Source organism: Enterococcus mundtii, from assembly GCF_003957375.1.
Lineage (GTDB): Bacteria > Bacillota > Bacilli > Lactobacillales > Enterococcaceae > Enterococcus_B > Enterococcus_B spodopteracolus.
On record NZ_CP025473.1, the window covers coordinates 2,151,945 to 2,177,620 of the forward strand.

Consider the following 25,676-nt stretch of genomic DNA (forward strand, 5'->3'; position numbering starts at 1 on the left):
AGTCTACACACCTTAATTTTTCTGTCTAGTTAATTGTAGCCTATCCAATTTATATCATAGCAATTATAATGTTTACACTACATCATTCCTAATTTTAACGGTTGTTCCTCTTTATATTTTTTAAGTTCTACATTTTTTGCGTTTAATTGCTTTTCTCTTTTCATTATATTCCGCTCCAACTTTCTCTTTAATAGTGACAATAGAATTACATATTTTTGTTAAACTTCCTTAAAAAAATTGGATCTCGATTACTCAAATTTGCTTGCAGGCTTTTCTAATTGCTTTGTTTTTTCTTCCTAATTATTTGATTTTATTTCCATTTTCTTCTAGTGAAAATTTATTATTTTTAATAATCGTACGCGTAGAACTGATTTCATTTTTTGTATCTGTTTGATTATCTAACGTTTGAAATTCAAAGTTTTGATTGGCTTTATCAATATCTTTTTATACTACTTTGTTTTATTTGCAAGATATATTTTCTTGCTTAATTTGGTCATAGTTTCATTCGTCACTTCGGTGATATTTTTTTAATTTGCAAATAAAAAGAGTTGAACCGATATACATTAGGTTCAACTCTTTTGCAGGTTTCATGGGTGTACTATCACTTTTAATCTGATAGATGTAAACCTCTCTTTATCTTTTTGTTACTTCAATTTTCAACAATAGCTCCTTTATAGGTTGTCAATATTGCTCTACGTATTCTGGCTTTTTAACCCATTATTTCTCTAAAGTGGAAGAGAATAATCGCTTAATCCCCACTAATTCCTTGTCGTAAATTCCTGTCAAATACAATTTTTAAAAACCATTTAATTCATGGATTATCTCTTCACTTTTTTCTAGATAACAATATTTCAAGTTGTTTTTTATCTCATGTTTCATCTTTAATTCTTCTTGAATCATCAGTTCAATATAATTAGTGACCGTGATTTTTTCATTTGTTGCGTTCTTTACTGATTCACATAATTCGTCAAGTTCTAAGAAATCATGCGTACTAATCTTTAGAATTAATTGCATGACAATTTTCCCTTTTATTTTTTTAATAGTTTATCGAAAAGCGGATTAGGATCATTAAGTGTATCTCTGAATAACTCGTTGTCTTCATAAGTGAATCTTCGTCTTGGTTTTGATCCCTTATCATTTTCACGGATTTCACTATCAATAATCACTGTTTCATGATTTGAATCAAATTTTTTCGCTGACTTTCTGTCTTCAACGATATTGATTTTTTGTGTTTTTTCTTTCATTTCTCCACTATCTTTTTGAACGTTCTCCCGAACATCTACTGTTTTGAATCCTTGACTACTTGTAGAACTTTGTACATTTTCTCGGACATCTACTGTTTTTGGTTGACTTGCACTGCTACCTTGCACATTCTCTCGAACATCCACTGATTTAAACCCTTGACTACTTGTAGAATTTTGTACATTTTCTCGAACATCTACTGTTTTTGGTTGACTTGCACTGCTACTTTGCAGATTTTCTCGAACATCAATTGTCTTAGTACCTTGACCATTTGAAGAACTTTGTAAATTCTCTCTTACATCAACATTCCGTCCGACATGACCATTCAATGAACCTTGAATATTTTCTCGGACATCTACTGATCGGCCACCTTGACTACTTGTAGAATTTTGTAGATTTTCTTTGACCAATTTTTCTAATCCGGTATTTGAGTTTTTAGCTTCTTGGATTCTTTCTTTGGTCAACGCTTCTTTTTCGTCCGTATTAGCTCCTGTACGCCCTTCTACACGTTTCCTTAACATTTCCTCACGATTCATTGCTTCAGGCGTGTATTTAGCTTCTTGTCGCTTCTGATTAATTAATTCTTCAGCAGACTTAGCTTGACCGTGCATAGCATTTTTACGTTCTTCAATATCTTGTTGAACTTTTTGCTGAATTGCACTTACAGGATTATTATTCGATTCAGCATTATTTTTCATTGCTTCACGCATACGTTCAGAACTAGACATAATTCTATCGGCATTTTCAACCTTAGCACCATCTTTTCTATCCGAAAGACGTGTTGGCATGGAATCAGCATATTTTCCAGTTTCATCTTCTTTATTTTTAGCTAACATAGGTTTGCTATTTTTATTAATAGCGGACACTGTACCATCATCTAAACCTTCTTTGAACTTATTCTTGGTATCATTAGCCATATCACGCATACTCTTAAATGGTTTTATTGCTCTTTTACTAGCCATTGTAGCTCCATCTGAAGCTAAACCTGATAATCCACGTTCATGGGCATATCCCAAAGCTCTTCCAGTTTTGCCAGCTTTTTTTGATAGAGTTTCGCCGAAATTCTTTTCTGGTTTTCGATCTTCTCCTTCTCCGCTGTCTGATCCATTTCCATTTCCGCTTCCTTTAGCACGATTAAATCCAGTTGATCCTTTTCTAAACAGCATTGCGCCCATACCAAAAGCAGAAGCAAGTTGCCCATAGCCTTCTTTGAGTCCAATATCAACACCAAAGTATCTCATGACTGTTCCACTGCCTTTTATCAGCACAAACACAGCACAGATATAAGCAATTGTTTTTATAAAAATATTTGTGGAGATACCTTGTCCAGCATTTAAAAAATTGATAAACATAGCAAACATAGATAGTCCAAACCCTTGAAATCCAACTGTTAAGTAACATTGTAAAATATCGGATAAAACAACTTTTGAACGTTGTCCTGTTTCAATATCTGTCGCAAAAACAAGAACACCTAACACACGTTTAAATGCAAGTTCTAATATTGCTGTAATGATCACAAACGCGCTGAACACATAGGCGATTGCTAACGCTGTCAATCCAATCGAAATCCCCCAAAGATTTGCTTGATAGCGATAATAGCCTGATTTCAAACTATCAGAAAATGTTGATAAGAAGTTATCAGAGAACTTTGTAGCAACAAATTCATTATTAGAATTTTCAACTAATTCATAGCGAAGATTATCCGCAGCTGGATTTTCTTTTTCCAATTTATCAATCACTTTATCCGTTAACACTTGTGTGAGATCCGTCTGTTGAAAATTTTTTCGTGTTAACTTATTTCGATCCTCCGTTTTATCAATGCTTGAGTACTGATCTGTTTTATTAATATATGCCAAATCTGTTACTCCTTGTTTTATCAATGACCAAGCGACTCCGTCATCTGAATTTGTAATCGTAGTAGCATCATTGTAAAATATTTTGGAAAATTGAATACCGCTAGAAATCATCGTTGGCATTAAAAGAATTAATGCTACAGACATCACTATATTCGTTCCAACAGATTTTAAATCTATTGTTCCTTTTCCAGTAATCATCTTGTAGCCAACAAACATCAATGAAAGGATCATTAATCCAACGACAATTGTATTCATGACTGATTGATAAACGTTATTTAGCCCTGTACTTTCAATGAAATTGAACAAATCCAGCACATCTGGAATCATATTTTGAATCGAATCAGTCACAGTAAACATGCCTTTTACCACAGCCCATCCAAGCCAAATCCCGAACTGACTAAGGAAATCTCCATTGTATTTTTTCAGGTAAGGTCTATAAAGAGAATTATTCAAAAACTCTGTTTGACTTTTTGTGTCATCAAACCAATTGAAAATGCTAGCTTCAACAACATTCCTTGTAAAAACAACGCTAATCATTAAAACAAGCACACTGAGTGCTAACCAGTTTATCTTTCTACTAACGATTTTTTCTTTAATTGCTTTCATAGTTTTCTCCTTCAGCCCATTTTCTTAGGCTCTCAGAGAGCTTATGAGCCGTTTTTCTGTCAATTATGATGTGAGTGACGTAACAATCGTTTTTAGCCTTTAAATCGAGGACTATAGTATTGAAACAGATACTCTCGATTAACTCAAGAGTATCTGCGTTATGATCAAGACAATAAATTTGATATATTAACCGTTTTTCAATCATATTATTAATCCTTTCTAACCTATTTTTTTCAGTGCCTCTAGCATATCCTGTCTACTAGCTTTTTCTTGCTTAGCTATGTCCTCCCAATGGTTTCTAGCTGTGGTGTTGATGAACTTCATTTCATCAATTTTTTCACCGAGATTCAGTTTTTCGTTTATAGAATTAAAAAGTCTTGTTAGCATTTTGTTTGTTATATCAAAATAATCTTGACCTCGAATTTCTATTTTATATTCTCTTTCAATTGAATCTTTCATACTAGCAATCAACTTAAGATACTTTTCTCTTTGAACTTCTGTATATCTATCACCTAGTGTAGTGATTATTTCAATTCCTTTCTGATTTATAATATTTTCAAAAAAGGAATTCTGATCTTGATTAATCTCTTCTATACTATCCTTATCTTGATTAGTTTGATCTTGACTATTCTGACCTTGACTTAACTGTGTATCCGATTTGACATCGCTTGGTATACCAGCTGGATACCATTTTTCCATTAAATCGCCTCTTAGCGGTTCTACTTGGCCAGATTTCAAAATCACATCAAGTTTTACTGGCTTTAATTTTGAGAAAAATTCTGGTTTTAAGTTCAATAACTTGAAGCGGTAAATAGATGGTTTATACCTATCTATTCGTATATTTTGGTTTTGTAACCAATGGGGGAGAAATGTTAACAAATCTTCATTTAAAAAAAATACAAAACCTTTTGTGAAAAGTATCTTTACATCATCATCGGGTGTTCCGAGCATTTTCATGTATGGATACGCTTCGACAATTCCGTCATCGTCTGCGTTTGTGTTCAGATATACGTATAATAATTTTGCTGAATCTGACATCTTCATAAAACTTGCATTATTTAAGAATGATTTAGCCAGCATTCTTTTTTCTGCCATAAAAATCACACTTCTTCCTATTTGAATGTTAAAATATAGTCAAATAAAGTTTTCTTAGAACTTTATTCATTATCGAGTGTTTCCCTTCGTCTGCAAACTATCGGGAGCACTCTTTTTTTATACAAACTGCTATTCCTTTCCAAACTAGATTTGTTATTCATCTTCTTTCAAAACTTCCACCTCTCTTCATTCGAGCAAACATAAACTCATTAACTGCCTTTTTCGAATAAAACTTTCTTGCACCCAATTCCACAACGGGTAAACCTTCGTTTCTCACAGCATTTTTTAAAAAGTTTTCGCTCACATTTAAGTATTCTGCCATTTCTTTTTGATTGAGGTATTCCCTTGTCATACCCGCATTTTCTTGAGCCTTTTCAATTGCCTTTGTAGCAATTTGATAAAACTGCTTCAGAAACATTTCCTCCTGCTCTTCTGAGATCATTAATTTTATTGCTTCCACAAAAACCTCTCCTTTTTGATTGTTCTATAACTTCTCTACCTAAATAGTAATTTTTAGTAATGAGCAACAAAAAAATAATTACTAAAAATTACTATTTTATAATATCTTATAGAAATTCCATTGTCAACATTTTTAATAAATTTTAGTAAATGATAGCAATATATGTTACAATAAATCAGAAAAAGGAGGCTTAGTTATGAAACCTAATCTATCGTTAACTAGTGAACGTATTAGAAAAATTATCGAATCCAAAGGTCTGACATTAGAACGATTCGGTGATTTAATTGGAGACACACCAATAAGTTCCGTTAATAATTGGCTTAGAGGTGTGTCTTTACCCAATAAAAATAGGCTTTTAACAATTGCAAATATTGGAAACACTAGTGCAGACTGGATTAAATGGGGAACTTTGGAAGAATACATAGCTTCATACCTTATAGATTCAGGGCATGAGCTATATATTAAGGACTTCCCAGAGATACCTCACAAAGTCTTTAATGATATTCAAGAAAGATATAGTGATACGTTTTCGCTAGATAAAGACTATGAGTTATTGAATCCTATAATAAAAAATATATTTTCAAAATATTACTCAAAAGATTTTGAAATTTATCTAAATGAGATACTTGCTAATGATATCAATCCTCTTATCGAAGAGTATGCTAGTCAAAAACACTCTATCTCTAAAGAGCTATTTTTCAAAAGAGCCAACAGTAGACTTCAAGATAAGATAAGAAATGGGGATTTCAAATACGGTGAAAAAGAAATACTGATTGATTCTTCAAAACAGCTATTAAACGAAATGGACTTAGCCTATCAAGATATTTCACAGTATTCATCTGTCGAGGATTTCTTTTATAAAATTACTAAAAACCAATTTGAAACAGAAAAATTTATTTCTGATCTTAGCAAAAAATACAATTTCCCATATGAGAAAAATAGTATAGTCGCAAAATTTCTAACTAATAATCACGATAAATTTAAAAGCAATTGATTCTTCAAATAACTTCTCTACCTGCAATCATGAAGTAAGGAGAGAATCAAATGGCCACATTTTTTAGTTATAAATTACAAAATGGCGAAAAATATTGGGGATTTGAAGCTTATTTAGGAAAAGATCCCAAGACTGGAAAAGATATACGTACAAAGCGTAGAAGATTCAAATCAAAAGCTGAGGCACAAATAGCACTTAATAGACTACTTGTAGACTTTAAAGAAAAACAAGAGTTTAAAATCAATGTTACAACTTTTCAAGAGTTATATGAATTATGGATTGATAACTACAGAACGAGAGTAAAACCATCTTCCGTTGCCGTGGCTCAACGTTTTTGCAAGAACCATATATTACCTGCTTTTGGGGAATTACGATTGGATAAAATAAGTGTTAGTTATTGTCAAAAACAGGTTAATGAATGGCACAAAACATTAAAACAATATGGTTTCTTGAGAAAAACAACTGCTCAAATATTTAAATTTGGAGTAGCAATGGAAGTCTGTAAAGATAATCCTATGTCTAAAACATTGCTTCCAAGAAAAATTGAAGAAGAACAACCCTTGAAGTTTTATACGAAAGATCAATTACAACTATTTTTAAAGAATACTAAAGAAAATAATTCAGTTAAACTGTACACTTTTTTCCGTTTATTAGCTTATACAGGAATGCGTAAAAGCGAGGCATTGGCGCTTCAATGGGAAGACATAGACTATTTCAATAAAACAATAACAATTGGTAAAACTATCGCTCAAGACGAGTTTAATCAAGTAGTTCTACAAGTACCTAAAACTAAAAATTCATCAAGAACGATTCAGCTTGATGATTTTACACTTAAACAACTGCGTATTTGGCAACAAGAACAAATGAAAATAATGATCTTATATGGCTATAACACGAATTCACCAAAGCAGTTTCTTTTCACTACAAACACAAACAAGCTGTACTACCCCCAAGTAGTAAACGATTGGTTAGACTGGATTTACAAAAAGACACCGATGGAGCCTCAAATTACTCCACATGGATTTAGGCATACCCACTGTAGCTTATTGTTTGAAAGTGGTGCTTCGATAAAAGAAGTACAAGAACGATTAGGTCACAAAGATATTAAAACTACCATGAATATCTATGCTCATGTCACACCACAATCTATTAAGAAAACAGGTGACCGATTTGCAAAATTTATGGGCGAATAATTCCAAACGTAGCCAAAAACGTAGCCAACTATTAAAATGCAAATAAAAAAATGCTCGAAACGCTTTAATATCAACGTTTCGAGCAATGAAATAGTTATTATCCAACAGACCCTTCCATCTCATAACTAAATATATATAGGTAGTGTCAATTGATTTCAATTTAATAAAAGTCCCTATTTAACAGTATTTTTTATGCCAAAACAGAAAATACGTTCCCCTGAGTTTACTTGCTTTTATATTTTTTTGTGGCAAATTTGTGGCAAAAATAATGTTATTGATTTCATTTTAAGTCACTATGACTACATGCCTTTGCCGTAGTCAAGAAACATTGGTGGCTGTTTTAGTCCAACAAAAACACCCGCTCGAAAAGAGCGGGCTACCTTAGGATAAAGAATGTTCTGAATGTGGATACTTACATTTTACTATCTTTTTAAATTTAGATTCAAATAATATGTTCGTTTATGTAATCCGCTCCAAAGAGCGGGTTGTGAAAAAGCAATGTTGTTAGGTGATACAATAAGATTACTATCATTTTAATTATTATTCAACTGTTTTGGTTTTCAGTGGTTGTATCTATTTTTTAAAAGACAATCAATCTGAAAAGTAGCTATCTCATTGAAAATTAAGACCTTCGAAATAAGTAAATTGTCTTAAGCTATAACAATTCTAGTGACTCTCAAATGAAGCTTTCCAATCATACATACCTCTTTATCTTTTAATTCCTTACGAAAATGTAATGAATAAATCGGACAAAAAAATGGTTAGAAAAAAATTTTTTATAGATAATTAAATGTATCAAAATTAGGAGGTATTTATATGCCAATACTCAAATCTGCTAATCCTTTAAAAGCAATCTCTTTATTAGTAATCGGTGCTCTTGGCACAGCTATATCGGTATTGCACATCACTTGTATCTATATCTTTCATATGGGTGTTGCAGATCCGAACATCCCTCTGTTTAGATTTTTTGAAAAATTTGCTTCTGCTACTTCATCTATCCTTCACATTTCTTCCGACAATCTTTATTTATCATCTCTCTCGTTATTTATCATTTTTTCAATTATTGGATTATTTTTCAATATCTTCACTAATAATAATAAATTGATTTCCATTTGGATTTTAGGAATAAATTTACTTTTTTCTCTCCCTACACTCTTTTATTTCTTCGTTGCATGGGGGATGAATCAGTAATTCTTCCATTGTTAGCACAAATTAAGAAATAGAAAGAGGGTTCCAAAATGACTAATAAAACAGATCGTTTATTAATTGCATTGCAATCATATCAAGAAGTTTGCTGGATAAATCCAAATTTTGGAGAAAGAAAAACTTCATGTTTTACCATAAATGATGTGATAGACGCTTCTAAAAGGCTACAAAGGTTTGCTCCATACATTGCTAAAGTTTTTCCTGAGACTAAAGCTACTGGTGGTATCATCGAGTCAGAATTAGTTGAGATTCCTAACATGTTGGATAAAATAAAAGAAAAAGAACATTTCGAAACAAACAGTAAACTATATTTTAAATGTGACAATAATCTCCCTGTATCTGGTTCAATTAAAGCCAGAGGTGGAATCTATGAAGTTTTGACGTTTGCTGAAAAAGTTGCGCTGGATTCTGGAAAACTAACAATTGATAGTAATTATGCTATTCTAGCAAATGATGAATTCAAAAATATTTTTTCTAATTATTCAATCGCTGTGGGTTCTACAGGGAATTTAGGTCTTAGTGTCGGAATCATGGGAGCAAAGTTAGGGTTTCAGACGACTGTCCACATGTCTAATGAAGCAAAAAGCTGGAAAAAGCGTTTGTTGAGAGAAATGGGTGTTGTTGTCAAAGAGTACGAAGGTGATTTTAGCAAAGCTGTAGCTTTAGGGCGAGCAGAAACAGTAAACAATTCCCACAGTTATTTCATCGATGATGAAGCTTCAAAAGATTTATTTCTAGGATACTCTGTAGCTGCACTGAGACTACAAACTCAATTAAAAGAAAAAAATATTGAAGTATCTGAAGATCATCCTCTATATGTCCATCTTCCTTGTGGTGTAGGTGGTAGTCCAGGTGGAATTGCTTTTGGATTGTCCTGCATTTTTGGTGATGCTGTGAAAATATTTTTTGTAGAGCCTACTCACGCTCCGTCCATGTTACTTGGTCTGTACACAGGATTACACGATAAAATTTCAGTGCAAGATGTTGCAATCGATGGTAAGACAGCTGCTGATGGATTAGCCGTTGGTCGTCCCTCGCGTTTAGTCGGCAAGATCATAGAACCAATTTTATATGCTGCTTCGACTGTTCAAGATGAAAGATTATATCAATATTTAACATTGCTTGCGGATAGTGAAAACATCTATGTGGAACCTTCATCCACTGCTGGGATTGCATCATTTGTGAATATAAATCGAGCATTTGCATCGAAAGAACCTTGGATAAAGTCTGGCACACATATAATTTGGGGAACAGGTGGTAATATGGTTCCAGAAGAAGAAATGGCTCAATATTACAAAAAAGGATTATCTTTACTTAATTTCTAATTATGTAACAATAACAGCAAGTTCAAGTCATTAAGCTCGCTAAAAGAACATCGATAACAAAAATACTCAGTTATCGATGTTCTTTGTTAATCTGCAATGCTGGGTTACTAAATCATCCCAGGCTAATCTAGCTTACATTAGCTAGATTATTATGATTTGATTCTTTGTTCATATTATTTGTTTTTTTCTATTTTGAGAATTGCTTTCATTTTTTGGTTTTACTTTTTGGCTCTTCTTTTCTTTACTATCACCTGACTGTTTATTCTCCTGTTCTTTTCCCCGTTGAGTTGAGCCTTCTTTCTTCTTAGCACCATTTATGTCACTACTTTGTTTTTTTCTAGGGATCTGTTGTGATTGCTTTGGCGAATGGCTCTTTGGTTTTTCTGACACTTTAGGACCACACGCTGCAAAACTAACTGTCGTTAAAATTCCTAGACATGCTAATAAAAACTTCTTCATATTGACCACTCCTTTCATTTTTTTGGTACACTTAGAGTGTATTAAAAAGAATAAATTAAACGATGTCTATTTGCTTAAGTCATCAATAAGAAGCGCTTACAGTATTGTCACAACATTTTTTAATCATCCATAGATACGTTTAAATGATTAAGATTATTTCAATTTAGTACGCTGTAGAGTAAAAAAAAATTAACATTTTTACAAAACATGAACTTTTTATGAGCTTTTTTTAGTTTTAAACAATTTTCCTAAATTTGGTTTTTTCTAACCAAAATGATTTATTCGCTCTAAACTTTTACAAAGAAAAATGAGGAGGTTATTGTATTGAACGCTAATCGATTAAATACTTCGTCTACACCGATCATCTTATTTTTTATCGGTGGATTAGGTACTCTGTTTTCTTTTTTTAATCTAGCTGATTTTCTAGTTTTTGATGTAGGAATATTAGAACCATCGATACCAATATATGTCTATAATTTTTATCATATCTTATCCGTATCTGCTTCTAACCTTTTATTTTTTTCAGCCAATCAAATATATTTAGCCCTAATTGTTCTTACAATCACGATTCCAGTCATTATGCTCTTAATAAATATTAAACAAAATAATTTAAAATCAGATTCAATATTTTTACTCCTATTAAATCTAATTTTTTCACTTCCTATCATTTACCTAGTATTTTTTCTTTAAATGATTGATTAAATTTCATTGACAAATGTGAGTGAAAAAGCTAATACAAAAATACGTATAGTCAAATTGACATTATATATTCTGTAAAACTAACTATATTATAGAAAAAAAGACCTACTCCGAAGAGTAGGCAATAAAAAAACCGTGTGGTTAAGATTGTATAATTCCTTCGTTGTCTAAAATACGTATGATATAATTATTAAAGAGAGTATCGATATGCACGCTATAGACTTCCCCAAAAGTTTTTAGTTATTGATACTCTCTTTTATAATGGTGCCTACGGATAGTTTAAGGCTAACCTAAATTTATTGCAAGCGTTTTGTTTTTATGTTTTTTCAGATTTTCCCATAAAAAAAGACCCACTCCAGAGAATGGGCGGGTATTAAAAAACGAATTCTTAGTACTGAGGATAACTTAAGGGTACTATGATTTTATTTATTGTTCAAGTCATGTGCTTTTTTTATCAGAGAAAACCTAGTTATATTATCAAAGGTTAGGTTTTGATTGGAAATATAGACAAGTTGCTACAATTAATTGAAGAACGTAAAAAAGACCTCTCCCACGATTGATGGATGAGTTTCTATTTGTTTGATATTGTTCTTCCTTGCTACCAATTCATTTGATATGATAATTTTGTAACGGAAATTATTATGGAATGAGGAATAAAAATGAAAAAGTTTAGTTGGTTAGTTTTATCTGGGTTATTTCTACTGATGTTGTCGAGTTGTTCAACAAATAAGACAGACGACAGCTCTGAAACATCTTCTACGCAACAAACGACGTCAACAACGCAAACATCTTCTACTTTAAGTTCAACAACCTCTGAAAATACACAAACTACTGAGACAACAAGCATTGAAGAAACAACTTCTACTGAATCAGTTCAAACTACTGTCCAAAATACAACGACTGCTGTCGTGCAAGAAGAAAGTTATGAAGAAATGAAACAACGTACGCTAAATTCTACGCCTGCTGAAAGAGCGAATTGGAGCAATAAAGAATGGGAAGCTTTTGGAATGGCATTGTACGAAAATGGATTAGCTTTAGACGATGCTGGTAACATCATTACTCAAGCTGAAGCTGAACAACAGACTACTGCAACACAAGCAGCTCAATCTGCAGAACCATCAACTTTGACAGAATTCATCAATAAATATGGGATGTCTCCAGTTGCCTATAAAATGCAATATGAAGGCATGAGCGAAGAAGAAGCTTTACAAAGCACACCAAATGATATGAAATCCTCTGGAGAAATACAAAGAGGATTTATAGAGTACGGTATTCAATAAATCGTCCAATAATAAAATTTATATTATAGAACATAAAACCTCGCTCACGATAAATGAGCGAGGTTTTTTATATGTACCCTGTAGGACTCGAACCTACGACCGGACGGTTATTAACTCGCCATATGCTCTGCCTAACTGAGCTAAGGGTACAAATTATTATCAAAAGAGTCCTCAAAAATATTGTCTGGTAAATAGTTATAGCCAAATTGTATCGAATAATTTTTGTTATTGTCAATGTAACAGATTATTCCTTAATTTAAATTTACAAACAATTGCACATTCTTCAATCTTATTACATCCCAATACTATTGAGAAGCAAACGGGATTTCATGTAGATGTAATAAAAAATGATTATTTATCAATCCTAGAGATATCGATTTAGTATAAGTTGTTGCTTATTCATTTTAGATTATTTTAATCAAATCAGATTCACTTAGACAAAATAACACCCGCTCATATAAGAGCGGGCAGTCTTAGGATAAAGAATCTTCTGAATGTGGATAATTAAACTTTACTATCATTTTAATTTAGATTAACATAATATGTTATATTATGTTAAATTAATTTTTGCTAAGCTACTTAAAAGCTTATTATAAAATTCTATTAATAAAGAAAAATCTCCAATGATCACTAACGTGATAAATATTATTATTATAGAAGAAATCCAAAGAAAGAGTATATTTTTTCGTTTTTTTACCATGATTGCTTTGCTTGACTCCATGTCATTGGCAAAAATACGCTCAATGTCTTTTTCATTTAATATAGAGCTATAATATTTTTTATTTTTTTCATATTGTTTGTTTAATTGACCTATTTGATTGTTTATTTCAACATTGCTTATTATTAAGTAAATAATAGATATTATTAACATTGCAAATGTTATAATCGTTATCTCAGGAGTAAATATATTTTCTATTTTTCCAGTAGATAACGTATTAAATAATATAGTGGATATTATAAATGTAAAAAAACTGGTGAAGTTTTTTTTGAAATCATCAGAAAAAGCCGTTGCTTTATCTTGAATTTCTGTATCTAAATTTTGAATTAGTGAAACTACATTATTCAATATTTGGACATATCTATCTACATTTTCTTTTAGATATATTTCATAATTAGATTTAATTGATGGTAAGATATTTTGAATATTATTAAAAACAGAATTTCCATCATAAAAAAGCGTTATGATATTTCTAGTAAGGCTGATTTTCTCATGTGAATCTTTATTATAAAAAACCCAGCAATATATTTCATAAAAACTATTTACAATATCTTTATTAGTTTCTAAAGTAGAAAAATTAATCTCTTCAACAACTGTTTTTTGACCATAAAATTTAATATTTAGAGTGTCACCTTCTAAGACAGAAATATTTGCCAATGAACTTAAAGATAATAGCAGGCATAATCTGTCAAAAACCTCAGTTAAACCTATATTTTCTTGGGACTCCTTAACAAAAAAGTCACTAGGGGAAAAAAAAGGTAACGGAGAAATATTGGTATACTCTGTCAAATTGGCAATATTTTTTTTCTCAATTATTAAGTTTTCTTTTTTTAATTCTCCTAACTTAGAACTAAAAATAAAATGATCAGTTCTGAGTTGTATATCATCGTTAAAAAGATCAAACAGATATATAGCTTCAGTGTCACAAAAATATCTTTTTAATTTTCCCAGAATCTCATTTACATTAAGTTTTCGAGAATAATCATCATTATAAGTTAGAAAAAGTGAAAAAATTTCTAAATCATATATAGATATAGTTATAAATCCTTGAGATTTTTTTTTATTTTTAGAAATATAAATGTCACATAAAAAGAAATCTTCTTCAATTAGTTCTGCTCTCTCCAAAAACTCCTTAGTATTTTTTTCTAAATTTTTACGAATTTCAGAAAATTCATTTTCAAATACTACATATTCCTTTTCTTCGGCGGATTCATCTGAAAAAGTAATAGTAATAGTATCCCTGGATTTATTAATTGATTGATATAAATCTTCCAAATTATATATTATTTCTTCAAAGTTTTTGTTGTTAACACGAAAAGGTTCAAATATCACTTCATTTAGATTTTCTTTTTTGACAGATAACATTTCCTTAAATTTTCCCATACGAAGCAACCTTCCTATCTTTTATCACCTATTTACCAACGAAAACATTCAAAGGTCCTCTCTTCGGTCGATTTTATTTTGATGAATTTTTCGCCATCAACTTCTTCTGCAGAGATGTTGTTTTTTATTTGATCTGAAGAGCCATTCAATGTGATGTCTACAAATTGATTAACAGCCTTTGTTTCTTGCCATTTTTTTTTATTTATTGCTTTGGATTTAATACTAAACTCAGTATCTTTAAAGCAACGATAATAGCTACGAGCGAAATTCCCCTTCACCTTATCAATATCTAAATCTTCGGATTCTGGAGTATAATCATTAAATAAGTACTCAACTACATCTTGTAATCTAAAAGTTGGTTGAGTTCTATAAAAAGATAAAAGATTGTTTCTACATAGGGTATAGTCAGCTGGATATTTTTTTTCTAAAGACGATTTTAAGCTATTAGATAATACAGTAAATGATGTTTTCGTGTTTTCCTCGTCTGTAGTCATTGGTTCCAGTTCAAGGAATAGATTGTACCAATAATCTGATATTTTCTTATTGTTGTCAGAAACTATGACTTCCTCAATTTCATTTTGTTCATTAAATTTAAACACACAAGTTTTCAAGGATTTATTTTCAAAAATCAGTCCTTCTCTTGAAACTAAATCATCCTCATCTAAGAAACGGTTTGAATCGATTTTAGCAATAACAAAATACGTAAATTCACTGTCACAAAATAAGGATTGAATTAGACTACCCTTTTTTATTTTTTTACCTAATTTACTAATTTTTTCTTGGGTTTTAGTTTCTATATCTAACAATCTTTTGGCTACTGTATCTCTTTCATCATCAGGAAGTATTTTTTTTATGAAAGATGACCGAACAACTCTAACAACTTCTGTTCCATCTCTTCTGATAGAAAAATGCTTCTTATTAGGATTAAGTAATACTTCATCAGTTAAATCGGATATATATTTTTGTGCATCTTCAGCCTGAATTTTCTTGAAAGTTACACTAGCGCTTGTTAAATCAATATGATGCATTGTAGTAAAAAAAGTTTCCATATGTATATTCCTCTTTTCATATCTGCTAAACTAATTAAACCAAAAGAAAGCCCTAAAAACAACAGCTTTTCGGGCTTCATATCAGATATAATCTTTGAGGATTACTTAATAACTTTAACATATAGGGAACGTAAGTTCAATCTAAACGTTTATGACATTAAAACGATATTTTATGATTTACATGCCGTTGAATTTGTAACAAAACTGTTATATAAAATCCTATGTAAAGCTCCCCTCGTCGAGGAGCAATTTTTCATCGTTTAGGAATCGTTAAAACATACTCAGGGAATCGAATGTCGACTGTTTGTCCATTGATCGAATTTCCATTCGTATCGTTTGTTCGTCGTAACATCGGAAAAACTCTTTTCCCTGCGAATTTACGGATATCTAGCGTGCCATCCAAACCAAATCGTAGACCACTAGGTAATCCATAGGCTGAATTCACATCATCTCTAATAATACCGGCTGAGCGACAACGTCCAATTTCGACATCCGGATTGTCGGCATCCATCCAGAAGACGTATCCCTGATTTAAATACGCTGCACCGTTGATTGGAGCTAACCAAGCACCAATTCGAAAAATACCAAGAGATAGCTCATTAAACACTTCTAGCTTACCTACATAATTACCAACAGTTTTTGGTGGGCTTGCTAAAATAATTTGATCATGTGTCTGTGGTGTCGCTTGAATACTACCGCTTCCGCTTGTATTATAGCCAAGAACACTCATCACCGCACGAATTGCTTGATCCATATTCTGGTCTAATCGTCGCATGTCATTTGCATTATCGATAAAGCACCATTCGATCAATAATACATTGACGCCCGGATTAGTGTTACGGTGTACGAAGAACGTTGTGGTAGGCTTTGCTCCACGATTCGGAATTCCCAACGTATCCGCAATCACTTTTGATACAGCTGCCGCTAAAATACGCATCTGTTCGTTACCAGCCCAATAAAAAACCTCAACACCAGTTGCCTGACCATTAAAGGCATTCAAGTGACTCGTGATTGCTACCCCTGATCCCGCCGCATTCATAACCGTGACTTGGTTCTGCAAGTTTTGGTTAACAGTTGCGCCAACGTTATCTGTAGAATCGCGCACACTTGCAATTGCTTGCATCTTTTGGGTGATTGTTCGTACAACATCTGCTTCACGTCGCCCGTTTCCTACTGCACCTGGATCCATCCAGTTGGAGCCATTTTTTCTTCCTCCGTGTCCGGCACCGTTTGATCTGATCGTCATTTTACTTCACCTCTTCCCACGTAATACCAGTCCAGCATCTGTTGATCCGGATCATCTGTTTTGGGTCGTTGCTTCTGCTCAAAATCAAATGCTTCCATTTTGCCAGTTTCTGTAAATTCAGCTGCCACGGTCACGGTCGTTCCTTCGATATTGTTAAGAGTGTGTGCGGCATCCTCGATCGTGTTCTCGTCATTTTGAAACTCCGGTTTGACTACTTTGTTGTAGTCTTCTAAAAATTTTTCTTTGTTTCTCATCGTATTTACCTCCTAAATATTTAATAGAAAAAGATCAGCCTTTCGACTGATCCTGTTCTTTATAAATTAAGTTTTCTGTACCTTCTTGGCCATCACCATAATCCGGTGGATCAACGTCTGGTTTAACCATGCTGTTTCCTAAATCAAATAATCCGCCAGCGGCTAATCCTGATACAGCCCCAGCCCATGCGTAGATTGCTAACTCTTGTGGTGCTAAGGTCACTGCATAAAGCACACCCAACAAAATACCCGCAATCACATTGATCACGGGTAAGAGTTTGTAATCCTTCATTTGTGTTTTAATTAATCCTGTGACACCAACGACTAGTGGTGTAATAATACTTGAAGCAGCTAAGATTTCTGTCATGTTATTTTCTCCCCTTTCCAATTTGCTTAAAAATAGATCTGATTTGTTCTTCAATAATTGAAAGCCGATTGCCATACTCAGCCTGGCTTTTTTCTACACGGATGATCGTCTTTTCTAATTTTCCTAACGTGTGATCAAGTTTCGTGAACATCGCATAAAATTTCGCCACGCCCACCATCAACGATCCACCGAGTGTTATGATTGCGATCCACTCCCCGATAGTAATTCCCTCCATAAGTAACCTCCTTTATATCAAACTTCTCGAATTTCTCGTAAAACAGCCTTTAATCCCTCAGAACTCACATTCCCACCATGTCCCCAAATTGAATTAGAAGAATAATCCACTTGAATTCTCTTATTGATCCAGTTACTACTAGAATTTAATACTTGACTCACATGTAAACCTGCTCGTTTAGGTAAAAATTGTGTCGTAAAATCATAATTCCATGCTGAACCGTTAGCGTAAGGTGCCCAGATCAGTAATAGTCCTGAATTAAGATCCTCGAATTTTTTAGAAAGTCTTATGATGTGACTCGTATTCATAGTCAATATTCCTGTCCAAAGGGGAAGACTTTCAATGAGCGAATCATTATAATTTGTTGTGTTCTTTGTAATAATGGCAGTAGTTCCTGAAGTTGTATAACTACACAACGGGAATGTAACTACCCTATCCCCTGCTAAAGTATTTCCATTAATTAAATGGTTAACTGCCTCTAAACGAACCTGATTATTTGTCCAAGAGTAATTCTCACTATCTGCTGGAAAATCATCAGTTGGAATTACCGATTCATTTAAATCAATCGTTAAACAAACATACCCACTTGAATTTGCTGGAAGAGTAATACTTTGTGCTTCTTTCACATATACCATTCTACCTTGTATAATCGCACTACCACTGGCAACTCTTACATCCAAACCACTGGAAGATAATTCTAATCCTTGTTCATAACCAGAAATCACATAACTTCTTTTTCTTGCTAAAGCATGGTACATTTTCGCATCATTTTCAGCACTGATTTTTATATTGTCAAATTGATATCCATCTACATTTCCAGCCATCAGTCCACCTCTTTAAATGTCAGTTCAGGTAATCCCATCTCAACCAAAACTTCTTTTACTTGTTCACGTATGATCTTTGGAACATCTTCAATTTTTTTCTTTTCTTTTATGATTAACGTTGCATATACAATGACCATTGTCTTATACTCCTTTTTTAAAATAAAAAAGACAATCCTACATCTCAGCCTGTTGAGATAAGATCGCTTTGACTTCTTTCTGGATTTTTTTAGGTACATCTTCAATTTTTTTTAACCCCTTGTTGATTAATTCAATATATATTTTTATCAAGTTATCCTCCTCCTAGAATCAATTCATATACTTCTGTTAAAGCTAACTGAGTTTCTGTTAGTTGCTCTTCTTGTCTTTTTACATTTTTTTCTAAATGTTTATAAAGTACTTGAAGATTATCAACCTGCTCACTAAGCACACTATTCTCTAACTCTTGCCAGCGATTTTCTGTTGGAACAAAAAACTGGTTGGCTATTTCAATTTCCTCTATCGGTGGAACATCAGTAAAAGGGACCTGAATTGGGAAATCATCTGAGACTTCTAGCTCTTTTCCACCAGTACGTCCATACTGCCAAATTTTTTTCATTTCATACCTCCTCAACCTTACTATTGTTTGTGGGTGCAGGTGCAAAAACTAATGCATGACCTCGAACTGCTAGTCTCTTCACTAATGTTGTTGGCGAATCAATAAAACGGACAATCGGTTTACGAGCATCATCAAAATTGTTTGATACAGTAATATGATAAGAACCAAATCCGCCGTCTGTGTAGTCTGGTAAACAGGAGCCACCAATCCAAATGTATCCGCCAAAAATATTCGGAACATCAGGATAAGTGAAGCCCGGATGACCATCATTTCCAACGCGAATTGTACTTCCTCTTGCCCAACCAATTGAATTCGAAAATTCTAATGTCTCCCACGCAAGCCACACACAGCCACCTAAATACACCGCACCATGATTTTTATATTTATCAGTCGCTACTGCTTTCGCGTACTCAACACCTATATTTACACCATTAGACTGTAAACCGCTTAAAAAGTTTTTAAATCCTGGGACCTGCTGTGGCTCATTTAGACTAACTGTTTGTAAGATTTTAGAATCCAAGTACTCTTCGGTGATATCCCAGCTATAATCATTTGGGTTACTACTATCTTTCAAACCTTCGCCAAAATATTTATATTCCAAAATATTCGGAGTGGCTATATCACCTTTTTCTATTTTTAATGATTCAATCGTTACTTGCCCCATTGTTGCTTGAGGGAATTGGTAAATTTGTAATGTGCTAGGAGAAACACTTCCATTCAAGTTTGCTTCTGAAGGAGTGAATGTCAGTCGCCAAGTATCCGCAACTCCTTCTACTATTTCCATATCCCCAATATTAGAGGTACTATTGGGACCAGTTGTATATACTCTAAATGATTGTGTACCTAGCTTGGTTCCTTTCAAAGTTAATGTATACGTTTGATTAGCAATAAATGGTTCAATCATTTCAGCAGAATATACTAAATATTGTCGACTACTTATCGGGAAAGCTTGTTCTTTATTTGCTAGATTTTCGTTCAATGGAACCTTGGAAATGTGATACGGTTCAACAAGTAGATTGGGTTGATAAGGCGTAGCAACCGATCCTTCTTCTATCTTTATGTTTCGAAGAGAGATTTTACCCTTAATTCGACTTGATGCTGTAACATCTTGTAAGACTACATACCATTGTTGAGGCAGTGTAGTCGCATAAGTTACTATTTGCGTACCTTTGATTGTCTGCCAGCTATTAGTAGAGATAAGTATTGGTCTATCTGTAGCCAACATAACCTGTCCTCCAGTCAAATAATTAGTAGTTAATCGAATGTTAGAGGCATCTCCCTCTAAACCTTCATGTAACATAATCTCAGCGCTGATGGTGTATCTCTTTCCATTTTGAAGAGCGGGTAAACGCATGCTTGTATTGAACTTAGTTAGTTGCGCAGATCCGTCCAATGTGAAAATGATCTCGCCATCTGCTCCATCTTCAACCGTAGCTCCATTTCCCGATGTAAAATGAGCAGCTGTAATCTTTGGTAACAAATTGGCATTCCCTGAATAGTCGTAATTACCAAAATCAATACTGTTTGAGTACATCCGTTTTAGATTACCTAGCTCGTTGATTTGTTTGCTTGTCTCGTTAACTTTTTCATTTAAATTTAGAACTTGTTCGTTTAACTCTTTAACTACGTTCTCAATACCCTTATACTCTTGTTCCTTTTCTTCAATAAATAATCGGAAACGATTATCAAAATCCTTTAGTTTTTCATCTAGCAAAGACACATAAAGCGTTGCTTGACCTTGACTGATATCGGCATCATTTTCAACTTTTATTCGAAAGCTCTGTGTTGCATAACATTCTCCGTTTTCTCTCGTCACACGAAAGAACGCTTCCTTGAACTCACCTTGGACACTAAAATTTTCACGACTAAATTTATAGCTGATTTCACCTTCAGTAGGATCTAAAATTGTGGGCACACCAGTTGTGAATGTGCCATTTGCATTTGTTCCATAAAAAACTATTGTACATCCATTGAGATTTATTGTTGATCCGTCTGGATCTAATAATTTAAAGGGATAATTTATAAATCGATTATCCCCAACTCGACCAATAATGGACTTTGAGAGCTTTCGTCCGTTACCGCCTAATTTAAGTTCAATAGGCTCCATTACTCCACTACCTTTCTTTTATTCATCAAAATATTCACTTAATCGACTTCGAATATTACCAAATGTTAATTGCATCTTGTTCTCAGTACTATTTACTCGCCAAGCAGTTAGAACTGATTGATAAATTGTATTTTTTATTCTTACATTCGCTAATAATCCAGTTTCAATTTCTTCAACATCAATATTTTTTGCTTGAAACATAACTTTACAATTGATTTCATGTGAATAAGCATTTCCTTTTAGTTCACTATTTGCAACTTCTAAATATGTGGGTTTATCTTCTAAATCCTGATCATATATATATACCGTATTAACAGTAGGTCTAATAATTTTATTGCTGTTTGGATTGTTAGTGACATTATTATCATTTTCTAAATAGTAGGTAGCTAAGATAATTGGATGGTCCATACTGTTAGTTGCTTTATCAACAATTAACAATGCATTCTCATTACCAACTCCTGGCTTTTTTACCCAATAATCCCAGTCACTAAATTCTGAAGAATTATCCATTATTTGAATACTTTTTTCTATTCTTTTTATACCAGTCTGTATTCTGCCTCCTGAGATTGCTTTAACATACCACTTTACGTTGTATTTCCTAAATCCATTAATCAAATAGCTATTAATCCTTCGAGAATTTAATTCAATTGCTTGATAACTATGAGCTGTATCACTTTCAACATCAATACTTAATGTTCCATTTAAATTCTTTGTACGGTCATTTAAAAGGTAGTTAGTGATGATTGATTTAGCATGAGATTCAAAGCTATTCCCACTTGTTCTATAAGTAGGGAAATAACTATCTCCAAGGCCCATCAACCCACGACAACGGATTGTTTTATTATCTTGAGAGTCGACTATCCCAAAATAAGCGTATTTTCCACTAGGTATATACTTTGCTCTTAGCCAATCACCTTTTTCAATTTTTATATCTTCTGTTAAGGTGAACTCACTGGTCAGTTCACGATTAACTTCATCAATACCAAAGTCGAACTCTCCACATATATATTCTCTAGGATAGGGAGTTAGATCCCAACGAAATAAATGAACAGATATAATCATTAAAACAGATCAGCCTCCTCATAAATCGTTATTTCTACTTCTGCAGTACCGATATGAAATACTATTATTGATTCTCCGACAGGCGCATGAACAAACCCGTTTTTAGTTATATCTTGTTGTTGATAGACCGAAGAATGTAATCCATTCTGATCTATTAATATAGCAGTCCTTTCTTGAAATAAACTAGAAACAACCAACTGCTGTTCTTCTTGTAAAGTTAGAAAATAACCATCTGAGCTAATTAATTTTGAACCTTGGAATATTTCCCAACGAGGGTTTACACAATAACCAGTTATTTTTATTCTTAGCGGAGTCAGATGATTTTTTTCAGCAGATAAATAGAGGGAACGATTATTAATTCGATAGTTCCCTTTTTTCTCATGTGCATTTTGAGTATAGACATACGGCCGGACATAATTATAGACTTTTCCATGGGCATTAACATTTATATTTTTTTGATGAATTTTTGCATACTTCACTGTATACCAAGGCGATAATCGGTCAATTATAATTGATTCTTTTAAAAATCCGCCTTGTTGTATAGAAGATTTCGATAACATAGAAACTGTAATCAGTGCTCTTTTTTGGCCTGCGTCAGTAGTATAAATTAAATAAAGTGGACTAAAGGATAAAAATTCTACAAAAGAATAATATACTTGATAGGCATTTTCATTTTTACGACGTCCAAAATGAAAATAAGCTTCAAACTGATGTTGTTTCAATACGTGCTTTTCAATTCTAGAATGCCCATTTTCGCTCAAATAATCAGTTTCAAAACCTATTCCTAAACCATTTACATTAGAAGCCCTTAAAGAGTGCGTATTATCTATGAGCCAGGTATCACCATGACTGTTTTCAATTGATAGATGTTGCACTAAAATCCTCCTCTCGCCATCGTCTTACCGATTATTTTTGTCAGTCCATTAGTGTCTTCAATCATTACTATCTGTTCTTTATTTGCCAAATCTGTTAAAGCTTGTGCAATTTTGGAGGTGTATGGGGATTGCGTACTGTATGATTGATTAATAATTTGTGTACCTCTAGCTTCCATACCCATACTTGAAGCGCCTAAAGCTATTTCTGGGGTAGTGATCCTCAGTATTCCGTTTGATAAATTATCTATCGATTGATATGCTACATCTGCATACTTATCAATTCCCACAGCTACACCTTCTGGTATCCATCGACCAACTTCTGATGCCATCACTCTAGATGGACTGTTAATATCTAATGCTTGTTTCATTGTATTAGCAACCTGATTGGCAATTCTATTTGCGGTTGCCAATACAGATGCTGTACCGGCATTTAATCCAGCAGTCAATCCAGCCATAGCATCTCGACCCACTCCATTTAGCTGGTTAGGTAATCCTGAAAAAGCAGATACAACCGCCGAGCTAGTTCTTGATGCAGTTGAAACAGGCTGATTTGCAGATGAATTCATTCCACTATTTAATGAACTAATTGCGTTGCGACCTGCCGTTTGCATCTGATTTGGCAACTGATTGAAGGATTGTACAATCCTATTTGATATATTTCTGGAAGTTGCGACAACCCTGCTCGACTCTGCCATCATTCCAGAATTCAATCGACTCATAATATCTCGACCGATCGATTGAAATTCACTTGGCGTATTAGTAAAGGTCCGTATCAAGTTGCTATTCAAAGCTTTCACAGTAGCTAATTGTACTTGCGATCCACTTTGGAAACTCATATTCATAGAATTCATACTATTGGAAGCTACCATAGGAAGCGCACTCAACGCGTTAGCTACATTAGGAACAACTTGATTAAAACTTACTGTCATATTTTTGATACCCATGTCGGTTTGTTTTACCATTTGGTCAACCAACTTATTTACTTCCGCAACAACCACTGGACTAGTGGCTGCGATTCCCGTTGCAAGACCTTCTCCCACTGCTTGTCCGTACTCAGCATAGTTACCTTGGTTCATATGGCTAGATAGTTCATTATTTGGAGTGTCTGCGACAGCTTTAGCACTTTGTTGCACAGCTTCTTGACTGCTATCAATCCCTTGTGCTACACCTCGACCTACCTCTGTTCCACTTTCCTTAGTTTTTTCTGTAGTCATCTCAGCTTGAATAGTATTTTCTGGTATCATTCCTATAGCTTTGGCTGCTAACTCAACATCGGCATTAGATTGATTAATTCCTTCACTTAATCCTTTACCTGTTTCTTGACCAGTCGGAATATAACGATTTGCTTGTATGGTTTCCTGAAACATTGTTTCTGGAGTTTGTGCTACTTCTTTAGAAGCTTCTTCTACTGAAGTAATATTATCTAAAATTCCTTGCCCCAATTTTGTTGGTGGTGCTGCACCCATTGAGGTATAGTCAGTTTGTTCTAATTGAGGGCCCATCACTCTCTCTGGCGTTTGAGCAACTTCCTTTGCTGCTTCCTCTACTTTGGGGGTTGCTTCTACCATCCCATCCCCAATTTCTTCGACAGGTTGACGTCCCCACTGGGCAAAGTCTCGCCCCTCTGTTCCTCTCCGTAAAGATGCCTCACTTTTTTCTGGAATTAATCCAAATTTTTCAGCAACAGTTTCCGTTTCTTCACCAACGATATTCCCCATACTCGCCATCGCTTGCTTCATCGTCGCATCCGCAGTCCCATTTAAATCACTAATGTGCTGTTGTGCTGTTTCTGGTAATTTACCTAATTCAAGATCTAAATTTTCAACAAACCACGCCGATTGTTCAGCTGACATTTTTGGTAGGTCCTCCATATGAAGACCCATTTGTTCCAGCAGGCTTTTTGTATGTTCTCCACCTAACTCCGCTAATGAACCAAGATTCAGCCCCATCTCATCAACCATTTGCTGTGTTTGAAGCGCACCCGCCGGGCCTAGTTTTTCAAGTTGCATAATAATGCCATCATCTACACCGGCCTTCGCCAAAATGGCAACATTGGTCGACCAAGTTCTCATAGCTTCAGCATTTTTTTGTAGATTTTCCTTCATTTGATCCAAGCTGATTGCTTCTTGTTGTTCAATCTGCTTAAAAGCATTCCCTGATTCTTCTACCAGCTTTTTGTACATGCTATTCATTGATTCCAAGGCAGCTTGTTGTGCATCAGATAGAACATTCCATGAAGTAATCATCTGAGAATTAGCTTCTGAGACGGTCTCTGCGACTGCTCGTCTTTTCTCTTGCTCCTCCGCGTACAATTGATTTCGTTCGGATTGATTTTCAACAAGTAAACCTTGAAGTTCATCTTCCTTCTGGGACAGTCCTTCCAGTGATTCTTTGACTTTTTTCTTTCCATCCACGCCAGATTCTGAGGCTTCTTGCTCCAATCTCATACGTTCTTTGGCTACTTCAGTTAATGAGGATTCAATGTCTGCAGCTTCTTGATTCAACGTCTTTTGTCGTTCGGTTAGCCGATTGACTTCTTCCATTCC

General features: G+C 33.8%; 25 protein-coding genes and 1 tRNA gene. 5 read left to right on the forward strand and 21 right to left on the reverse strand.

From position 1 onward, the window contains the following. Window positions 1-795: 795 nt before the first annotated feature. The 5 genes from CYK55_RS10440 to CYK55_RS10460 all read right to left on the reverse strand — a co-directional run bounded on the left by CYK55_RS10440 (window position 796) and on the right by CYK55_RS10460 (window position 5,259). Entirely contained in the window at window positions 796-1,014 is a 219-nt protein-coding gene (locus tag CYK55_RS10440) for a hypothetical protein (RefSeq protein ID WP_002302287.1), read from the reverse strand. 14 nt (window positions 1,015-1,028) lie between these two features. Next, window positions 1,029-3,704, reverse strand: coding sequence for a pLS20_p028 family conjugation system transmembrane protein (locus tag CYK55_RS10445; RefSeq protein ID WP_126134273.1), 2,676 nt, complete (start codon window positions 3,702-3,704; stop codon window positions 1,029-1,031). Next, on the reverse strand, window positions 3,691-3,909 hold the full coding sequence (locus tag CYK55_RS13870) for a hypothetical protein (protein WP_002317976.1): 219 nt from the start codon (window positions 3,907-3,909) through the stop codon (window positions 3,691-3,693). The genes CYK55_RS10445 and CYK55_RS13870 overlap by 14 nt, the downstream gene beginning before the upstream one ends. 14 nt (window positions 3,910-3,923) lie before the next feature. Next, window positions 3,924-4,799 (reverse strand): hypothetical protein, encoded by an 876-nt coding sequence (locus CYK55_RS10455; protein ID WP_002317977.1) that lies wholly within the window; start codon window positions 4,797-4,799, stop codon window positions 3,924-3,926. A 157-nt stretch (window positions 4,800-4,956) separates the two neighbouring features. Continuing rightward, a complete protein-coding gene (locus CYK55_RS10460; RefSeq protein ID WP_002299877.1) occupies window positions 4,957-5,259 on the reverse strand; it encodes a helix-turn-helix domain-containing protein in 303 nt (100 codons plus the stop codon). 196 nt (window positions 5,260-5,455) lie between these two features. Here CYK55_RS10460 and CYK55_RS10465 point away from each other — a divergent pair, with 196 nt between their 5' ends. The 4 genes from CYK55_RS10465 to CYK55_RS10480 all read left to right on the forward strand — a co-directional run bounded on the left by CYK55_RS10465 (window position 5,456) and on the right by CYK55_RS10480 (window position 9,977). After that, window positions 5,456-6,253: a helix-turn-helix domain-containing protein gene (locus CYK55_RS10465; protein ID WP_126134274.1), complete on the forward strand. Its 798-nt coding sequence runs from the start codon at window positions 5,456-5,458 to the stop codon at window positions 6,251-6,253. Window positions 6,254-6,303: 50 nt separating this feature from the next. Continuing rightward, a complete protein-coding gene (locus CYK55_RS10470; protein ID WP_002301896.1) occupies window positions 6,304-7,446 on the forward strand; it encodes a tyrosine-type recombinase/integrase in 1,143 nt (380 codons plus the stop codon). Window positions 7,447-8,262: 816 nt separating this feature from the next. Continuing rightward, window positions 8,263-8,637: a hypothetical protein gene (locus CYK55_RS10475; protein WP_062804789.1), complete on the forward strand. Its 375-nt coding sequence runs from the start codon at window positions 8,263-8,265 to the stop codon at window positions 8,635-8,637. Window positions 8,638-8,684: 47 nt separating this feature from the next. Beyond that, complete coding sequence (locus tag CYK55_RS10480; RefSeq protein ID WP_126134275.1) at window positions 8,685-9,977, forward strand: D-serine ammonia-lyase; 1,293 nt, start codon at window positions 8,685-8,687, stop codon at window positions 9,975-9,977. A 168-nt stretch (window positions 9,978-10,145) separates the two neighbouring features. On the opposite strand, the gene CYK55_RS10485 is transcribed toward CYK55_RS10480, so the two are convergent. Continuing rightward, complete coding sequence (locus tag CYK55_RS10485) at window positions 10,146-10,436, reverse strand: hypothetical protein (RefSeq protein ID WP_062804787.1); 291 nt, start codon at window positions 10,434-10,436, stop codon at window positions 10,146-10,148. A gap of 1,358 nt (window positions 10,437-11,794) precedes the next feature. Between CYK55_RS10485 and CYK55_RS10490 the strand changes: the two genes are divergently transcribed. Continuing rightward, on the forward strand, window positions 11,795-12,415 hold the full coding sequence (locus CYK55_RS10490; RefSeq protein ID WP_096081697.1) for a hypothetical protein: 621 nt from the start codon (window positions 11,795-11,797) through the stop codon (window positions 12,413-12,415). Between the two features lie 72 nt (window positions 12,416-12,487). On the opposite strand, the gene CYK55_RS10495 is transcribed toward CYK55_RS10490, so the two are convergent. The 15 genes from CYK55_RS10495 to CYK55_RS10555 form a co-directional block, all read right to left on the reverse strand. Next, window positions 12,488-12,565: transfer RNA gene (locus CYK55_RS10495), tRNA-Ile, on the reverse strand. Window positions 12,566-12,965: 400 nt separating this feature from the next. Beyond that, a complete protein-coding gene (locus tag CYK55_RS10500; protein WP_126134276.1) occupies window positions 12,966-14,516 on the reverse strand; it encodes a hypothetical protein in 1,551 nt (516 codons plus the stop codon). Window positions 14,517-14,548: 32 nt separating this feature from the next. Next, window positions 14,549-15,565: a hypothetical protein gene (locus tag CYK55_RS10505; protein WP_100495160.1), complete on the reverse strand. Its 1,017-nt coding sequence runs from the start codon at window positions 15,563-15,565 to the stop codon at window positions 14,549-14,551. 253 nt (window positions 15,566-15,818) lie between these two features. After that, window positions 15,819-16,811, reverse strand: a complete 993-nt coding sequence (locus tag CYK55_RS10510; RefSeq protein WP_126134277.1) for an N-acetylmuramoyl-L-alanine amidase — start codon at window positions 16,809-16,811, stop codon at window positions 15,819-15,821. Next, window positions 16,808-17,065 (reverse strand): hypothetical protein, encoded by a 258-nt coding sequence (locus CYK55_RS10515; protein ID WP_096081701.1) that lies wholly within the window; start codon window positions 17,063-17,065, stop codon window positions 16,808-16,810. The genes CYK55_RS10510 and CYK55_RS10515 overlap by 4 nt, the downstream gene beginning before the upstream one ends. Window positions 17,066-17,099: 34 nt before the next feature. Further along, on the reverse strand, window positions 17,100-17,432 hold the full coding sequence (locus CYK55_RS10520; protein WP_126134278.1) for a holin: 333 nt from the start codon (window positions 17,430-17,432) through the stop codon (window positions 17,100-17,102). Between the two features lies 1 nt (window position 17,433). Beyond that, a complete protein-coding gene (locus CYK55_RS10525) occupies window positions 17,434-17,667 on the reverse strand; it encodes a hypothetical protein (RefSeq protein ID WP_126134279.1) in 234 nt (77 codons plus the stop codon). A 17-nt stretch (window positions 17,668-17,684) separates the two neighbouring features. After that, window positions 17,685-18,491 (reverse strand): hypothetical protein, encoded by an 807-nt coding sequence (locus CYK55_RS10530; protein ID WP_010734001.1) that lies wholly within the window; start codon window positions 18,489-18,491, stop codon window positions 17,685-17,687. After that, entirely contained in the window at window positions 18,491-18,628 is a 138-nt protein-coding gene (locus CYK55_RS13525; protein WP_010734000.1) for a CD1375 family protein, read from the reverse strand. Before CYK55_RS13525 ends, CYK55_RS10530 begins: the two co-directional genes overlap by 1 nt. Before the next feature lie 37 nt (window positions 18,629-18,665). Then, window positions 18,666-18,779 (reverse strand): CD1375 family protein, encoded by a 114-nt coding sequence (locus CYK55_RS13960; protein ID WP_264082979.1) that lies wholly within the window; start codon window positions 18,777-18,779, stop codon window positions 18,666-18,668. A 1-nt stretch (window position 18,780) separates the two neighbouring features. Further along, complete coding sequence (locus tag CYK55_RS10535) at window positions 18,781-19,086, reverse strand: hypothetical protein (protein WP_010733999.1); 306 nt, start codon at window positions 19,084-19,086, stop codon at window positions 18,781-18,783. 1 nt (window position 19,087) lies between these two features. Further along, a complete protein-coding gene (locus tag CYK55_RS10540) occupies window positions 19,088-21,193 on the reverse strand; it encodes a BppU family phage baseplate upper protein (protein WP_126134280.1) in 2,106 nt (701 codons plus the stop codon). Between the two features lie 18 nt (window positions 21,194-21,211). Then, window positions 21,212-22,255: a hypothetical protein gene (locus CYK55_RS10545; RefSeq protein ID WP_010733997.1), complete on the reverse strand. Its 1,044-nt coding sequence runs from the start codon at window positions 22,253-22,255 to the stop codon at window positions 21,212-21,214. Beyond that, a complete protein-coding gene (locus tag CYK55_RS10550; protein ID WP_126134281.1) occupies window positions 22,255-23,130 on the reverse strand; it encodes a phage distal tail protein domain-containing protein in 876 nt (291 codons plus the stop codon). The genes CYK55_RS10545 and CYK55_RS10550 overlap by 1 nt, the downstream gene beginning before the upstream one ends. Next, a complete protein-coding gene (locus tag CYK55_RS10555) occupies window positions 23,130-25,673 on the reverse strand; it encodes a hypothetical protein (protein WP_126134282.1) in 2,544 nt (847 codons plus the stop codon). The genes CYK55_RS10550 and CYK55_RS10555 overlap by 1 nt, the downstream gene beginning before the upstream one ends. Window positions 25,674-25,676 lie beyond the last annotated feature (3 nt).

Coding starts and splice junctions, on each gene's coding strand:
- CYK55_RS10480 (WP_126134275.1), top strand. CDS start 8,685: ATGACTAATAAAACAGATCGTTTATTAATTGCATTGCAATCATATCAA.
- CYK55_RS10475 (WP_062804789.1), top strand. CDS start 8,263: ATGCCAATACTCAAATCTGCTAATCCTTTAAAAGCAATCTCTTTATTA.
- CYK55_RS10445 (WP_126134273.1), bottom strand. CDS start 3,704: ATGAAAGCAATTAAAGAAAAAATCGTTAGTAGAAAGATAAACTGGTTA.
- CYK55_RS10540 (WP_126134280.1), bottom strand. CDS start 21,193: ATGGAGCCTATTGAACTTAAATTAGGCGGTAACGGACGAAAGCTCTCA.
- CYK55_RS10510 (WP_126134277.1), bottom strand. CDS start 16,811: ATGACGATCAGATCAAACGGTGCCGGACACGGAGGAAGAAAAAATGGC.
- CYK55_RS13525 (WP_010734000.1), bottom strand. CDS start 18,628: ATGGTCATTGTATATGCAACGTTAATCATAAAAGAAAAGAAAAAAATT.
- CYK55_RS10490 (WP_096081697.1), top strand. CDS start 11,795: ATGAAAAAGTTTAGTTGGTTAGTTTTATCTGGGTTATTTCTACTGATG.
- CYK55_RS10440 (WP_002302287.1), bottom strand. CDS start 1,014: ATGCAATTAATTCTAAAGATTAGTACGCATGATTTCTTAGAACTTGAC.
- CYK55_RS10470 (WP_002301896.1), top strand. CDS start 6,304: ATGGCCACATTTTTTAGTTATAAATTACAAAATGGCGAAAAATATTGG.
- CYK55_RS13870 (WP_002317976.1), bottom strand. CDS start 3,909: ATGATTGAAAAACGGTTAATATATCAAATTTATTGTCTTGATCATAAC.
- CYK55_RS10455 (WP_002317977.1), bottom strand. CDS start 4,799: ATGGCAGAAAAAAGAATGCTGGCTAAATCATTCTTAAATAATGCAAGT.
- CYK55_RS10505 (WP_100495160.1), bottom strand. CDS start 15,565: ATGGAAACTTTTTTTACTACAATGCATCATATTGATTTAACAAGCGCT.
- CYK55_RS10520 (WP_126134278.1), bottom strand. CDS start 17,432: ATGACAGAAATCTTAGCTGCTTCAAGTATTATTACACCACTAGTCGTT.
- CYK55_RS10465 (WP_126134274.1), top strand. CDS start 5,456: ATGAAACCTAATCTATCGTTAACTAGTGAACGTATTAGAAAAATTATC.
- CYK55_RS10525 (WP_126134279.1), bottom strand. CDS start 17,667: ATGGAGGGAATTACTATCGGGGAGTGGATCGCAATCATAACACTCGGT.
- CYK55_RS10485 (WP_062804787.1), bottom strand. CDS start 10,436: ATGAAGAAGTTTTTATTAGCATGTCTAGGAATTTTAACGACAGTTAGT.
- CYK55_RS10535 (WP_010733999.1), bottom strand. CDS start 19,086: ATGAAAAAAATTTGGCAGTATGGACGTACTGGTGGAAAAGAGCTAGAA.
- CYK55_RS10515 (WP_096081701.1), bottom strand. CDS start 17,065: ATGAGAAACAAAGAAAAATTTTTAGAAGACTACAACAAAGTAGTCAAA.
- CYK55_RS10500 (WP_126134276.1), bottom strand. CDS start 14,516: ATGGGAAAATTTAAGGAAATGTTATCTGTCAAAAAAGAAAATCTAAAT.
- CYK55_RS10545 (WP_010733997.1), bottom strand. CDS start 22,255: ATGATTATATCTGTTCATTTATTTCGTTGGGATCTAACTCCCTATCCT.
- CYK55_RS10555 (WP_126134282.1), bottom strand. CDS start 25,673: ATGGAAGAAGTCAATCGGCTAACCGAACGACAAAAGACGTTGAATCAA.
- CYK55_RS10530 (WP_010734001.1), bottom strand. CDS start 18,491: ATGGCTGGAAATGTAGATGGATATCAATTTGACAATATAAAAATCAGT.